The sequence below is a fragment of the Amycolatopsis sp. WAC 01375 genome, from assembly GCF_003947325.1.
Classification (GTDB): domain Bacteria; phylum Actinomycetota; class Actinomycetes; order Mycobacteriales; family Pseudonocardiaceae; genus Amycolatopsis.
Window position 1 is genome coordinate 513394 of sequence record NZ_QHHW01000054.1, and the last position, 12204, is coordinate 525597.

14 protein-coding genes and 1 pseudogene are annotated in these 12204 nt (G+C 69.4%); 6 read left to right on the plus strand and 9 right to left on the minus strand.

Annotated features, from left to right (window positions below):
- The first annotated feature begins 5 nt into the window (after window positions 1-5).
- The 3 genes from DL991_RS43615 to DL991_RS37530 all read left to right on the plus strand — a co-directional run bounded on the left by DL991_RS43615 (window position 6) and on the right by DL991_RS37530 (window position 1584).
- Window positions 6-206: a hypothetical protein gene (locus DL991_RS43615; protein ID WP_233599217.1), complete on the plus strand. Its 201-nt coding sequence runs from the start codon at window positions 6-8 to the stop codon at window positions 204-206.
- Between the two features lie 281 nt (window positions 207-487).
- On the plus strand, window positions 488-1312 hold the full coding sequence (locus DL991_RS37525; RefSeq protein WP_125789031.1) for a TNT domain-containing protein: 825 nt from the start codon (window positions 488-490) through the stop codon (window positions 1310-1312).
- Window positions 1309-1584 carry a hypothetical protein gene (locus DL991_RS37530; RefSeq protein WP_125789032.1) on the plus strand — a complete coding sequence of 92 codons (276 nt, stop codon included), beginning with the start codon at window positions 1309-1311 and terminating at the stop codon, window positions 1582-1584. The genes DL991_RS37525 and DL991_RS37530 overlap by 4 nt, the downstream gene beginning before the upstream one ends.
- A gap of 10 nt (window positions 1585-1594) precedes the next feature.
- On the opposite strand, the gene hisN is transcribed toward DL991_RS37530, so the two are convergent.
- Window positions 1595-2380, minus strand: coding sequence for a histidinol-phosphatase (gene hisN, locus DL991_RS37535; protein WP_125789033.1), 786 nt, complete (start codon window positions 2378-2380; stop codon window positions 1595-1597).
- A gap of 42 nt (window positions 2381-2422) precedes the next feature.
- Between hisN and DL991_RS37540 the strand changes: the two genes are divergently transcribed.
- From DL991_RS37540 to DL991_RS37550, 3 genes are all read left to right on the plus strand, one after another.
- Window positions 2423-3127 (plus strand): response regulator transcription factor, encoded by a 705-nt coding sequence (locus tag DL991_RS37540; RefSeq protein ID WP_034304815.1) that lies wholly within the window; start codon window positions 2423-2425, stop codon window positions 3125-3127.
- 1 nt (window position 3128) lies between these two features.
- Window positions 3129-4412, plus strand: coding sequence for an ATP-binding protein (locus DL991_RS37545; protein ID WP_125789034.1), 1284 nt, complete (start codon window positions 3129-3131; stop codon window positions 4410-4412).
- 63 nt (window positions 4413-4475) lie between these two features.
- On the plus strand, window positions 4476-4988 hold the full coding sequence (locus DL991_RS37550; protein ID WP_233599218.1) for a hypothetical protein: 513 nt from the start codon (window positions 4476-4478) through the stop codon (window positions 4986-4988).
- Here the strand turns inward: DL991_RS37550 and DL991_RS37555 are convergent.
- The 8 genes and pseudogenes from DL991_RS37555 to DL991_RS37590 all read right to left on the minus strand — a co-directional run.
- The gene (locus DL991_RS37555) at window positions 4966-5379 is read right to left on the minus strand and encodes a hypothetical protein (RefSeq protein ID WP_125789035.1); all 414 of its coding nucleotides are present in this window, start codon (window positions 5377-5379) and stop codon (window positions 4966-4968) included. The two genes, DL991_RS37550 and DL991_RS37555, sit on opposite strands and share 23 nt — an antisense overlap.
- 4 nt (window positions 5380-5383) lie before the next feature.
- A complete protein-coding gene (locus DL991_RS37560; protein WP_125789036.1) occupies window positions 5384-6016 on the minus strand; it encodes a response regulator transcription factor in 633 nt (210 codons plus the stop codon).
- Window positions 6017-6160: 144 nt separating this feature from the next.
- Window positions 6161-6808 (minus strand): response regulator transcription factor, encoded by a 648-nt coding sequence (locus DL991_RS37565; RefSeq protein ID WP_125789037.1) that lies wholly within the window; start codon window positions 6806-6808, stop codon window positions 6161-6163.
- Between the two features lie 415 nt (window positions 6809-7223).
- Entirely contained in the window at window positions 7224-8060 is an 837-nt protein-coding gene (locus DL991_RS37570; protein ID WP_125789038.1) for an NAD(P)H-binding protein, read from the minus strand.
- Window positions 8061-8072: 12 nt separating this feature from the next.
- Window positions 8073-9431 (minus strand): MDR family MFS transporter, encoded by a 1359-nt coding sequence (locus DL991_RS37575; protein ID WP_125789039.1) that lies wholly within the window; start codon window positions 9429-9431, stop codon window positions 8073-8075.
- 246 nt (window positions 9432-9677) lie between these two features.
- A complete protein-coding gene (locus DL991_RS37580) occupies window positions 9678-10217 on the minus strand; it encodes a GtrA family protein (protein WP_125789040.1) in 540 nt (179 codons plus the stop codon).
- Window positions 10218-10494: 277 nt separating this feature from the next.
- Window positions 10495-10995, minus strand: a complete 501-nt coding sequence (locus DL991_RS37585; RefSeq protein WP_125789041.1) for a GtrA family protein — start codon at window positions 10993-10995, stop codon at window positions 10495-10497.
- A 10-nt stretch (window positions 10996-11005) separates the two neighbouring features.
- Window positions 11006-12204: pseudogene (locus DL991_RS37590) on the minus strand (DUF11 domain-containing protein); the annotation flags it as partial.

The window sequence follows — 12204 nt, forward strand, 5'->3', positions numbered from 1 at the left end:
TGCTGGTGCGCCTTCTCCGGCTGACCGGTCCCGAGTTCGAACAGGCGGGCAAGGACGGCCGCAAGGCACACGTGCGCGACGAGGTCACCGCCGGGAAACCGTTGGGGCTGCTGGCCTTGGCCGACGACGAGCCGGTCGGCTGGGTCGCCGTCCCGCCCCGGCTGGACAACCCCCGGCTGGCGACCAGACCGGGGTCTGGTCGGTGACGTGCTTCTACATCGGCAGGAAGAGCCGTCGTCAAGGGGTTTCCGTCGCCCTGCTGAAGGCCGCGGTCGACTTCGCGGCCGGGAGCGGATCTGTACCACGGCACGGTGAGCACGTTCACGAAGGCGGGTTTCGCCCTCGTCGAACGTCGCCCGCCCGCGCGGGCCTTGATGCGCTTTCGGGTATCCGCCGACGAGAACGCCGGTCGGCGCTAAGGTCGTAACGCGTCCTGTCCGCTGCCTCCCCCGTCACCGGTGGGGTTCGATTCCTTGGGGGAGGTGCGGTGACCGATCCGAGCGAGGCCGGAACGGGCCCGATCCGGCTGCCCGTCCAGTACGACGACGCGCCGACACCGCCGCACGGGGCGCGCGCTCCGTACGCGCCTTCGCCGTGGCCGCCCGCGATGGCGCCGCTGCGGGTGCCGTTCCCGCCCAGGCCCGTCGCCCCGCCGCCCATGGGGGCTTTGCGGACCGAACGGGAGAGCGTGATCGCGCTGTTCCTCGTGCACATGTTCCCCATCGGGCATCTGCCGGTCGCGATGGGGAAACCCGCGCGCCAGTTGCCGCTCCCCGAAGGCGGTTCCGGCCCGCAGGATCACCCCGAAGCGGACGTGCTGGACGATCTGGACGCGTTGTCGCACGTCAGCAGCGGCTTCCGGCGATCGCCGACGACTCCGGCCGTCGTGCCCCCGCCGGCGTTGACCAGGGGACACGACCCGTGGGGCGGAGCGTCCCAAGAGGACTGGACGGCGCGCTTCGCCGGAGAAGACGGTTATCTGTGGCCGCCCGCCGAGCTCTTTCCCGAGGGCGGCATCGATCCTGCGACGCCGACGATGCTCGAAGCCGGCACTCGTCTCGACCGCTTCGGGGATCAGCACGGCCGGGTGTTCGCCGAGGACGGGACCCTGTTCCCGATGCGTTCGCTGCCGCCAGACCAGGTCACCACGTACCGGCGTTACCGCGTCGTCCGGCCGCTGCCGGTCTGGCGGTCGGTGACCGCCGAATGGTTCGGCCAGCCGGGCGGCGGGGTGCGCTTTCGCACGGTGCTGGGCGCCGATGAACTCGTCACGCTGGGCTTCCTGGCGGACGTCACGGGGGAGGTTCGGTGAACACGGGGACGATCTTGCGGTGGCTGGCCGCGCTGGGTGTGCCCGCCGAGGTGGTCTCGGTCGGCGCGGAGACGGACAACGCCTGGTGCCTCATGCGCACCGAGGAAGAAGACGCCGAGCCAGCCTGGGAGGTCTTCTGGCGTGAGCAGGGCAACCGGTACGACTGGGCGCGGTTCACCAGCGAACAGGTCGCCTGCCACTACCTCTTCGGCCGCCTCGCCTGGTCTCAGGTCGCGCGCGGCGCGGTCGGCCTGCTGCCCGGGGCGCAGTGACTCCGCGCGTTCAGCGCTTCAGGATCGCCAAGACCTCGTCGTGGACCAGGCCGTTCGTCGAAAGCGCCGAGCCGTTGTCGTAGCGCGCCTCACCGTCGAGGTCGCTGAACCGGCCACCGGCTTCGGTGACCAGCACCTGGGCAGCCGCGACGTCCCACGGGTTCACGATGCATTCCGCGGTGACGTCGAGCGCGCCCTCGGCGACCAGGCAGTGGTGCCAGAAATCGCCGAAAGCGCGGCTTTCCCAGCACGCGTCGACGAGGTCGAGGTACTTCTCGCGTGAGTGGTAGTCCGACCACGAGTTCAGGTCCGTTGTGGACAGATACGCGTCTTCGAGGGACGCGACCTTCGACACCGAGATGCGGCGCTCACCGGCGGAGTCGCTCATCCAGGCACCGTCGCCGGCGGCGGCCCACCAACGGCGGCCGAGCAGGGGCGCGCTGATCATGCCCACGACGGGGTCGCCGTCTTCGACCAGCGCGATCAGCGTCGCCCAGACCGGGACGCCGCGCAGGAAGTTCTTCGTCCCGTCGATCGGGTCGAGCACCCAGGCGCGGCCGGTCGCCGCGGTGCCGCCGCGTTCCTCGCCGAGGACCGCGTCTTCCGGCCGGTCCGTGGCGAGGATCGCGCGGATGGCGTCTTCGACGGCGGTGTCGGCGTCGGTCACCGGCGTCCGGTCGGGTTTGCGCTCCACGGCCAGGTCGAGCGCGCGGAACCGGGCGGTGGTGATGGCGTCGGCGGCGTCGGCCAGCCGGGTGGCGAGTTCCAGATCATTCTCGTAGCCAGGCACGGTCACGATGCTTTCACGCCCGGCAGTCGTAGAGTTGGCCAGGTGAGCATGGTGCTACTCGCCGAGGACGACCCGGCCATCGCCGATCCGCTTTCCCGCGCACTCCAGCGGGAGGGGTATGACGTGCGTGTCGTCGGCGACGGTCCCGCCGCTCTCGACGCGACCGAGAGCGATCGGGTGGACCTGCTGGTCCTCGATCTCGGCCTGCCCGGAATGGACGGGCTCGAGGTGTGCCGCCGCCTGCGCGCCAGCGGCACCGAGGTGCCGGTGCTGATGCTCACCGCGCGCACCGACGAGGTCGATTTCGTGGTCGGGCTCGACGCCGGCGCGGACGACTACGTCGCCAAGCCGTTCCGGCTCGCCGAACTGCTGGCCCGCATCCGGGCGCTGCTCCGCCGCCGGGCCCCCGACGTGCTCGAAGCCGGGGGAGTGCGGATGGACCTCGGCGCCCGGATGGTCACCGTGGACCTGCACGAGGTGCAGCTGGCGAACAAGGAGTTCGAGCTGCTCCGGGTGCTGATGAGCCGCGCGGGCCAGGTGGTCAGCCGCGACGAGATCCTCGCCGAGGTGTGGAACGACCTCGAATCGAAGACCTCGAAGACCCTCGACATGCACATGTCGTGGCTCAGGCGGAAGCTCGCGATCGCGGCCGACGAAGCCGCCGGTCGAGCGGGTAAACCCGGCGGGAACGGCGACGGCGAACGGCGGATCGCCACGGTCCGCGGCGTCGGCTTCCGCTTCAACGCGGAATAGCATGCGCCGTCGCATCCTGCTGGCGATCCTGCTCGCCGTCGCGGTCACCGCGGCGGTGCTGGGCATCCCGCTGGGGATCACCGCCTGGCAGCTGGTCGAGAACCTCAACCGCGAGAACCTCGCTTCCTCGGCCCGCGGGATCGCGGCGACACTGGACAACGAGATCGCCGTCGGCCAGCCGATCAACCTCGACCTCGTCCGGGTCGCCGTCCCGCAGGGCGGTTTGCTGACCGTCCGCGCGCAGGGGCAGATCGAGAAGCGGTACGGCTCCGACCCCGGTTCGGACGTGGTGTCCGAGCGGGCGCCGATCGCGTTGCACGGCGAGGTCGAGCTGGCCGTGCCCGCCGGGCCGATGCGCACTCGCCAGACTCAGGTGACGCTGCTCGTGCTGTTGCTGGTCGTGCTGTCGGTGGGCACCGGAACGGTGGTCGCGACGGTGACCGCGCGAAGGCTCGCGAAACCGCTGAGACACGTCGCGGATCGCGCGGTCAAACTCGGCGGCGGCGACTTCCGGCCGGATCCCAAGCGCTACGGCGTCGGCGAGCTCGACATGGTCGCCGAAGCGCTCGACGCGTCCGGTTCGGCGCTCGCGCAGCTCGTCCAGCGGGAACGCCAGCTCGTCGGCGATGTCTCCCACCAGCTGCGGAGCCGGTTGACCGCATTGCAGCTGCGACTCGAACCACTCACCGTCTACCCCGACCAGGACGTCGTCGACGAGGCGAAGGCCGCGCAGGAACAGGCGGACCGGCTCGCCGAGGCCCTCGACGAGCTGCTGGCCGCCGCGCGGGCGGCGCGGGAGGTCGGCGCGGAGCCGGTCAGCCTGCAGGAAGTGCTTCCCGAGGTCTCCGAAGAGTGGCGACAGCTGCTTCGCGCCGAAGGCAGGCATCTGCGGATCCGGGTCACCGACGGGCTGAGGGCGAGGGCGACGCCGGGCCGGTTGCGCGAGGTCGTCGGCGTCCTGCTCGACAACGCGCTCCGCCACGGCGCGGGTACGGTCACGCTCGCCGCGCGGCGTGGCGACACCGAGGGCACCGTCGTCATCGAAGTCGCCGACACCGGCTCGGGCGTGCCCGACGAACTGGCGCCGCACATCTTCGAACGCGGCTTCTCCGGTGGCGGCTCGACCGGTGTCGGGCTCGCGCTCGCCCGCGCGCTCATCGAGGCCGACGGGGGACGGCTGGAGCTGTCGAGCAAGCAGCCGGCGGTCTTCAGTCTCTTCCTGAAGGTGCCCCGGCCGGGCGATGTGGCCGAAGTGCGCTGGCCGGCCGAGCGGGTCCCGCGCTAAGACCTCCCCAAGGATCTCCCGATCGGGCAATGCCGCGGAAGTGCGCCGACCTACCGTCGGGGGGTGCGTGCGACGGCGTTCCGGTACCGCCCACCGGTGAGTCCGGTGGCCGCGGCGACCCTGGAGATCGGCAAGGTGGCGATCTCCGTGCGGTTGTCCTTCGACGGCGCTCTGTACGCGTGCCGCAAACCGCCCGGCGTGGTGGAACGGATGGAGGCCGAAGCGCTGGACCTGCTCTCGAAGGGGCTGTTCGTCAGCGGGATCGATACCTCGGTCGCGACCGTCACCGGAGCGGCGGGCCACCGGTTCATCCAGGAGAGCGCGGTGTTCCAGCCGCCGGACAGCCGGCTCTACCGGGGCAGGTGCGGGGTCGGCGCCAGCCGGAACGGGCTGACGTTGACCGGGATGATCGGTTACCGGCTCGAAGTCCGCGCGGGGTGGGCCGGCCGGGCGGGTGACTGCGGGCCGCCCGGAACGGCCGCCGAATGGGCCGAACTCTTCGGCGGGCAGCTGGCGTCCATCGGCGGAGTGGTCCTGCGGCGGTCCTCGCTGCTCAGTCTCGGTACTCCGCCGTGACCGTGACGACGAAGGCCGCCCTGGCGGGCAGACCGAGGCTGACCCACAGCCCGGTCGGATCGGTCTCCCCGAGAGCCATCCGCAACGGCTGCTCGCCGACCATGAGGAACTCGGCCCCGAGCAGCGCCCGCAACGACCGGCCGAGCAAGGTGTGCTCGTCCCGGACCTTGTCCGCCCGCGCCGTGACCAAATAGGACAGTTCGCACCGCTTCGCCCGCACGGCGCCGGTTCCCGGGCCGGCGCCGTGCAGGGCGAAGAGGAACAGATCGACGCTCGACACCCGCGTCTCGGTCTGCCAGGTGGGTTTCGGCGGATCCAGCCGGACCACCGTCCCCTCCGGCAGATGAGGCGCGATGAGCAGGCACAACGCCTCGTCGACCTGGGTGATCACGGGGTCAGATCAATCCCTCACGCAGTGCGTACGCCACCGCGTGCGAGCGGTTCCGGAGCTGGAACCGGTTGGTCACGTCGTGCAGGATGCTCTTCACCGTGCGCTGTGAGTAGCAGAGCTGATCGGCGATCTCCTGCGTCGAGAACCCTGACGCGACCAGTTTGAGCACCTCGGTCTCCCGGCTGCTCATGCCACCGAATTGCAGGCCGCGCGGCTGCAGCACCTGGCGTTGCAGCCGTGAGACCCGGTGCAGCAACCTGCCGAGCAGGTCGGGCGGCAACGCGCCTTCCCCGGCCGCGGCCGCCTTGATCAGCCGGACCAGGACGTCGGCGCCCGCCTCGGAACGGCGGGCGACCGCGCAGACGCCGTGCTCGATGGCGCTGAGGATTTCGTTGTCGTCGACTTCACCCGCGACGAGCACGATGCGGGTGAACCCCTGGTGATGCAGTGCGGACAGCAGCTGCGTCATCGCCTCGTCGAGGCGGTCGGTGACCAGGAGGGCCACCATCGTCGGGTCGGCGGTCTCCCCGTCCACCAGCCAGACATCGTCACGGGAGCGGAGCGTCATGCAGACGCCGTTGTGCAAAATCGGATCGGTGGCGCGGACGACCACTGGCGTCCGGTTCGGTTCGAACATGTGATTCCCATTCCCCTCGAACGGTGCGAGGGTCCCACCCCTCGCACTGCTCACCCTGCCGGGTGAGGTGTCCCGGGCGCATGGGACTCCGGTCCCGACATTGCCCGAAAAGCCGCCCTTATCGGGGTTTTCAAATTCCGCTTTTCAACGACCCAGCCCGGCTTCGCGGGCGCGCACGATGGCTTCGGCGCGGTCGGCGACGTGGAGTTTGCTGAAGACGTTGGAAATATGGTTCCGCACGGTCTTCGGGCTGAGACACAAGGTGCTGGCGATGGCGGTGTTGCTGTGCCCGCCCGCGATGAGCGAAAGGACCTCTCGTTCGCGGACGGTCAGTTCCGGGAACACCGTGTCCGTACTCGGCTGAGTGTGGTTGAAGAAGCCGAGAACCCGCGTCGCGATGTCGGGCCCGAAGATCGCTTCGCGCCTCGCGACGGCGTGAACGGCACGGATGATTTCGTCGGGCTCGGCGTCTTTGAGCAGATATCCGCGGGCTCCGGCACGCATCGCGGAGAAAACCGATTCGCTTTCGTCCGCCATCGTCAGCATCAGCACCCCGACGCCGGGCCGTTCGGCGACGATGTGCCGGGTCGCTTCGGCGCCGCTGATGTCGGGCAGATGCAGATCCATGACCACGACGTCGGGCGCGAGGGCGCTCGCCGCGCTGATCGCGTGCGCGCCGTTCGCGGCCTCGCCGACCACGTCGATCCGCGGCTCGTTGGCGAGCAGCGTGCAGACCCCGAACCGGAACAACGGATGGTCGTCGACCACGAGCACGCTAAGGCGTTCGTTCATCTGGTTCCCCCTGTCTCCCCGACGCGGCACGTTAGCGAGAGGGCCGGACGTGGACAACGCGTGGTCCGGACAGCGGACCGGCGAGAATTAAACGCCTGATGAGTGTCGCGTATCGCCGGAGTACGCCCAACCCATTAACCCTTTCGGCGCAGTGTTAGGTCACAAGTACGCGAAGGGAGTCGCGGGCGGGTGGTAGCAAAGGTCCCTTGCTCTCGCGCCTGTCCCTCCCGCCCGTACCTCCCGCTCGCCGCCGATGCAATGAAAGGCTCCTTCCTTGCAAAATTTGCAAGGAAGGAGCCTTTCATTGCACGCGTGACCGTGAAGGCCTCCTTCCCTACTCTGAAGGTAGGGAAGGAGGCCTTCACGGACCCAAGAGCCAGGCGACAGCAAAGGTCCCTTGCTCCCTTTCCGCAGGTCAGGCGAAGGCGGCGGCGTGCTCGCGGGCCCAGTCGGCGAACGTCAGCGGCGCCCGGTCGAGCAGTTCGCGCACGGTGTCGAACACGATCTCCTCATTCCCGGCGGACTGCCGTTTGAGCTCGAAGATCCCGTCGACCGCGGAAGCGGGCCAGCCGTACCCGAGCATTCGAGCCCGAGAATCGGCTTCGGGCTCTTCGACGTACGTCAGCCGCCGCCCGAGCGCGTCGCCGAGGATTTCGACCTGCCGCCGCGTCGTGAGCGCTTCGCCGCCGGTGATCGGGTACGTCCTGCCCGCGTGCCCGTCGCTGGTCAGCACGGTCGCGGCGACTTCGGCGATGTCGCGGGCGTGCACCAGCGCGGACGACGGATCGCCCTCGGGGACGCGGATGACCCCGTCGCCGCGGACGGCGTGCAGCCACGCGAACCGGTTGTCCATGAAGGTGCCGGGACGCAGGATCGTCCAGGCCGGCCCGGCTTCGCGCACGGACTGTTCGGCCTCGGCGTGCACGAGGGAGATCGGGTCGGTCTGTCCGAAGTGGACTCCGGTGGTGGAGAGTTTGACGACGTGCGCGACACCGGCGGCGGCCTTGAGCACGGTGCGTTCCTGGGCGAGCGGGTCCGAACCGTGCCCGGAGGTCAGGACGAACACGCGGTCGACGCCGTCGAGCAGCGCGGGATCGAAAGCGTCGAGATCGCCGGCGGCGACCTCGGCACGCGGGTCGATCCTGGCGCGGGCGGGGTCGCGTGTCAGGGCACGCACGCGGGCGCCCTTGTCCAGCAGGGCGGGAACGAGTTCGCGGCCGATTTTGCCGGTGGAACCGAGTACGAGGATCATCGAAAGACTCCTTTAGTGGTTGCGCCGCAAGGAAACGCGCGGCAGGAAGAGGGAAGCGGCGAGTCCGATGGCCAGTGCGGGGACCATGACCCGGAACACGCCGCCGAGCGCGGACGCGTATCCGGCGGGACTGTCGTCGGTGAACGCCTGCGTGAACACCGCGCCGAAGACGGTCAACCCGGCCGTGGTGCCGAGTGAACGCAGGAAACCGACGGTCGCCGAAACGGCGCCGAGATCGGTCCGGGCGACGTCCTGCTGGGCCGCCATGGAAAGCACCTGCATGTTGAGCCCGGCCGCCGCGCCGAACAGGACGAGATAGGCGACGACGAGCGGCAGCGGCGTCGTTTCGTCCATTGTGGACATGGCGAGGGCGGCGGCGAGGCCGAGGGTCATGCTGAGGATCGGCGCCCAGCGGTAGGCGCCGGTCTTGGCGATGATCCGGCCCGCGACCATCGACGACGCGGCGACCGCGAGGGTCATGGGCAGCAGCAGGAGTCCGGCTTCCGAAGGTCCGGCGCCGCCCGCGGTCTGCAGGAAGAGCGCCAGGTAGTTGACCGAGCCCAGGAAGACGAACCCGGCCGCCGCACTGGCCAGGACGCTCAGGCCGAACATCCTGGCGCGGAAGAGCCGGAGCGGGATGACCGGTTCGGCCGCCCGGCGTTCGATGACCAGGAAGGCGACGAGCAGTACGGCGCCGATCGACGCCGAAAGCGGCGTCGCCAGGGTCAAGCCGACGATCGCGCCGGACAGCACGACGATGCCCGCGAAGTCGAACGGCGCGGTCTTGCGGCGTCGTTCGAGCCGCAGGAATCGCGCGACGATGCCGAACGCGACCACCCCGATCGGCACGTTGACCCCGAAGATCGATCGCCAGCCGGCGAGGTCGGTCAGGACGCCGCCGACGACCGGGCCCGCCAGCGAGGACCCGGCGAAACAGATCGAGAACCAGGCGAAGTAGCGGGCGCCTTCGCGACCCGGGAACAGTTCGCCGATGATCGCGGCGACCGCGACGAACAGGCCGCCGGAGCCGACGCCCTGCAGGACGCGGGCGGCGATCAGCAGCGGCATCGTCGGCGCGAGCGCGCAGGCGAGGGAGCCGAGGACGAACAACGCGATCGCGACGAGCACGACGCGCTTGCGGCCGAAGAGGTCACCGAGTTTTCCGTAGACGGGCGCGCTGACGCTGCCCGCCAGCAGGTAGGCGGTGGTGACCCAGGCGAACGACGTCGCGCCGCCGAGTTCGCCGACCATGCGCGGCAGCGCGGTCGCGACGACCTGGGCGTCGAGCATCGCCAGGAACACGGCGGCGAAGAGCCCGACGAGGGCAAGGGTGTTTCGGGCGCGCGGAGGCGCGCCGAGAGCGGTGCTCAAGAAAAGATCCGTTCACTGGAAGAAACGAGGGAACGCGAGGGACGCGGAGCGGTGCTCGAAAGCAGCCCCGGATCCCCGCCAAGACGGGAAAAGGCTCAACCGTCATCCGAACCGGATGCGGTCCTCTTCGCGCTTGGCGATCACCTCGGATTCGTCCCGCTCGACCGTACGAACCCGGCCGGCGTCATCAGTGAAGGAGCGTTGACATGGATGACCCTAGACAATCACATGTCGTTTGACAAGTACTTAGCGGAGAGGAACGACGTCGTCGTCCGGTTCGTCGCTGTCCCGGCGGCGTTTGCCCAGCTCATCCGGGAAGACCCACTTCTTGAAGCCCCAGAAGCGGAAGAACATCGCCAGGAGCATGCCGATGATCGACCCGCTCGTGAAGTCGGCGAACTCCTGGACGAACCGCGTCACATGCGGCACTTCGAGGTCGAAGATGTAGCGCGACGTGTAGAGCGGGATCAGGTTGACCACCACGGCGATCCCGCTGATCACGAAGAAGAGCGCCGCCTCGTGATGCCGCTCGCGGCCGCCGCGGGTCCGGAAGGACCACTCGCGGTTCAGGATGTACGACACGATCGTCGCGACGATGATCGCGATCGCCTTCGCCGTGGTCGGCTTCGACTCCAGCACGGTGAGTTTCAGCAGGTACCAGACGCCGTTGTCGACGAGGAACGTCGTGCCGCCCACGATCGCGAACTTCAACAGCTCACGGTGCTTGATCAGCACGGATCGGAACGGCTCGGGCGTCCTCGAAAGGACGGATTCGACCACGGTCACCGGATCAGTCTAATTCGCTTCGCCCGTCGAATGGGCCGGGAGGGGATGGACAGTGCGTTATATGACGCTTTGGGCGTTTCTGTGACGCGGGCTGATCGCCGGCCATGCCGCCGCTGATGTTGCGAAAGCCACTTTCGCAACGTTGAAGGTTGCGAAAGTGGCTTTCGCAACACGCCACCCGTGTGCCCGGCCGCCCGGGGGAGCAAGGGACCTTTGCTGCCACTCGGTCCGCTGACCTGCGGAAAGAGAGCAAGGGACCTTTGCTGTCGCGTGACGGTCAGGCGGCAGAGTCGTCGGGAATGTCGGAAATCTCCGGTCCGCCGCCCCGCAGCAGCCGCGGCCGCGCGTCGGCCTCCGGGAAGACCCACTTCTTGAACGACCACCAGCGGAACAGTGTGCCGAGCAGGGTCCCGATGAGCACACCGCTGACGAAGTCGGCGATCTCCTGGGTCAGCAGCCCGACATGCGGCTGCTCCAGGTCGAACACGTACCGCGAAACCAGCTGCGGAAGCGCGTTGAGGCCGAGCGCGATCGCGCTGATCAGGAAGAAAAGCGCCGCTTCGTGGGCTCGCTCACGGCCGCCGCGGGTGCGAAAGGACCATTCACGGTTCGCGACGTACGAAAAAACGGTCGCCACCAGCACGCCGATGATCAGCGCGGTCACCGGTTTGTCGGTCAGCACGGTGAACTTCAGGCCATAGGTGATCGTCATCGTGATGACGAAACTCGCGCCCCCGACCAAGACGAATCGCAGCAGTTCGCGATGCTTCCCCCGCATGCGCGCGACGCTACTGGAAAATACGGTCGACCACTCCGTTGGGGCGAGTGGACGGCTTCGTCTTGTCCGGCCGCGGCGGCGCGCTCGTGGTCGTGGTCGGCTCCGCGGGGGCGGGCTGCTGCTTCGCAGGCTCCGAAGGCGTCGCTGACGGCGAAGGCTTCTTCGACGGAGAAGGCCACCCTGGCCGGCCCGGCTTCGTCGTCTCAGGCGTGCCCGAGGGCTTCGAAGTGATCGAAGGCAGCGACGGCACCGTGGTCGGCGGAAGCAGCGCGTTGTCGTCACACCAGTGGTGCCAGCAGCCGAAGTAGACCGCGACCGGCTTCGCCTTGGCGACGCCGAGGGTGGCGTTCACCATCACCGGGACGTTTTCCGCCGGGCGGCCCTTCAACCGGACCAGCAGCCCCACCTCGCGGCCCGGGGCCAGCGAGCCGCGCGAAGTGCACGACGCGCCTTCGCCGGTCGGGGTGCAGCGGATGCCGTACGCGCTCCAGGAGTAGAACACGCGGTGGTCGATGGTGATCGTGACCGGCTTCGTCGTCTTGCCCGTGTTCTTCACCCGGATCTTCATCAGCGGATGGTGGTTCCACGGGAACGCCGACAGCCCGTCGCCCTCGGCACTCAGGTCGACGCCGTCCGGCGGGGCGGGCACCTTGACCTTCACCGCGACCGACACCTTGATCTGCGCGCCCGCCGTCACCGAACCGGTCACCACGCTGCCGTCCACGGCCGTTTCATCGGCGAGCAGCCGGAAGGTCAGCACCGCGGACTGCCCGGGTTCGAGGCCGGTACCGGTCCGGCAGGTCACCGTGCCGGTGCCGCCGGGGCAGCTGACCGCGATCGGAGCGGGCGCCTGCTGCCGGAAGCCGTTGACGCCCATCGCGCCGCCACCGGCGGCGGGAACGGCCCGCACACCCTTCGGCAGGTTCAGCGAGACCGCCACGGGCTCGGACTTCGATCCACCGTCGTTGCGCACGGTGATCGGCAGGCTGGCTTCTTCACCGGGCTGGAGCTGGACACCGCCGGCCGGGGTCGACGCCGTCATCACCGGAGGCGCCGGAATCACCGGCGAGGGCGCGGGCGGCTCGGCGGGCGCCGGGGTCGGCGCCGGGGGTGCGGCCGGAGGCGCCGGAGGCGGCACCTGCTGCGCGGGCGGCACGGGCTGCTGCGCCGGCGGGACGGCCGGAGGCACCACCACGGGCGGGGCCCCGG

Excerpts from the sequence above, each read along its gene's own strand:
- DL991_RS37540 (WP_034304815.1), top strand. The coding sequence starts at position 2,423 with ATGGTGCTACTCGCCGAGGACGACCCGGCCATCGCCGATCCGCTTTCC.
- DL991_RS37565 (WP_125789037.1), bottom strand. The coding sequence starts at position 6,808 with ATGAACGAACGCCTTAGCGTGCTCGTGGTCGACGACCATCCGTTGTTC.
- DL991_RS37585 (WP_125789041.1), bottom strand. The coding sequence starts at position 10,995 with ATGCGGGGGAAGCATCGCGAACTGCTGCGATTCGTCTTGGTCGGGGGC.
- DL991_RS37545 (WP_125789034.1), top strand. The coding sequence starts at position 3,129 with ATGCGCCGTCGCATCCTGCTGGCGATCCTGCTCGCCGTCGCGGTCACC.
- DL991_RS37560 (WP_125789036.1), bottom strand. The coding sequence starts at position 6,016 with ATGTTCGAACCGAACCGGACGCCAGTGGTCGTCCGCGCCACCGATCCG.
- DL991_RS37570 (WP_125789038.1), bottom strand. The coding sequence starts at position 8,060 with ATGATCCTCGTACTCGGTTCCACCGGCAAAATCGGCCGCGAACTCGTT.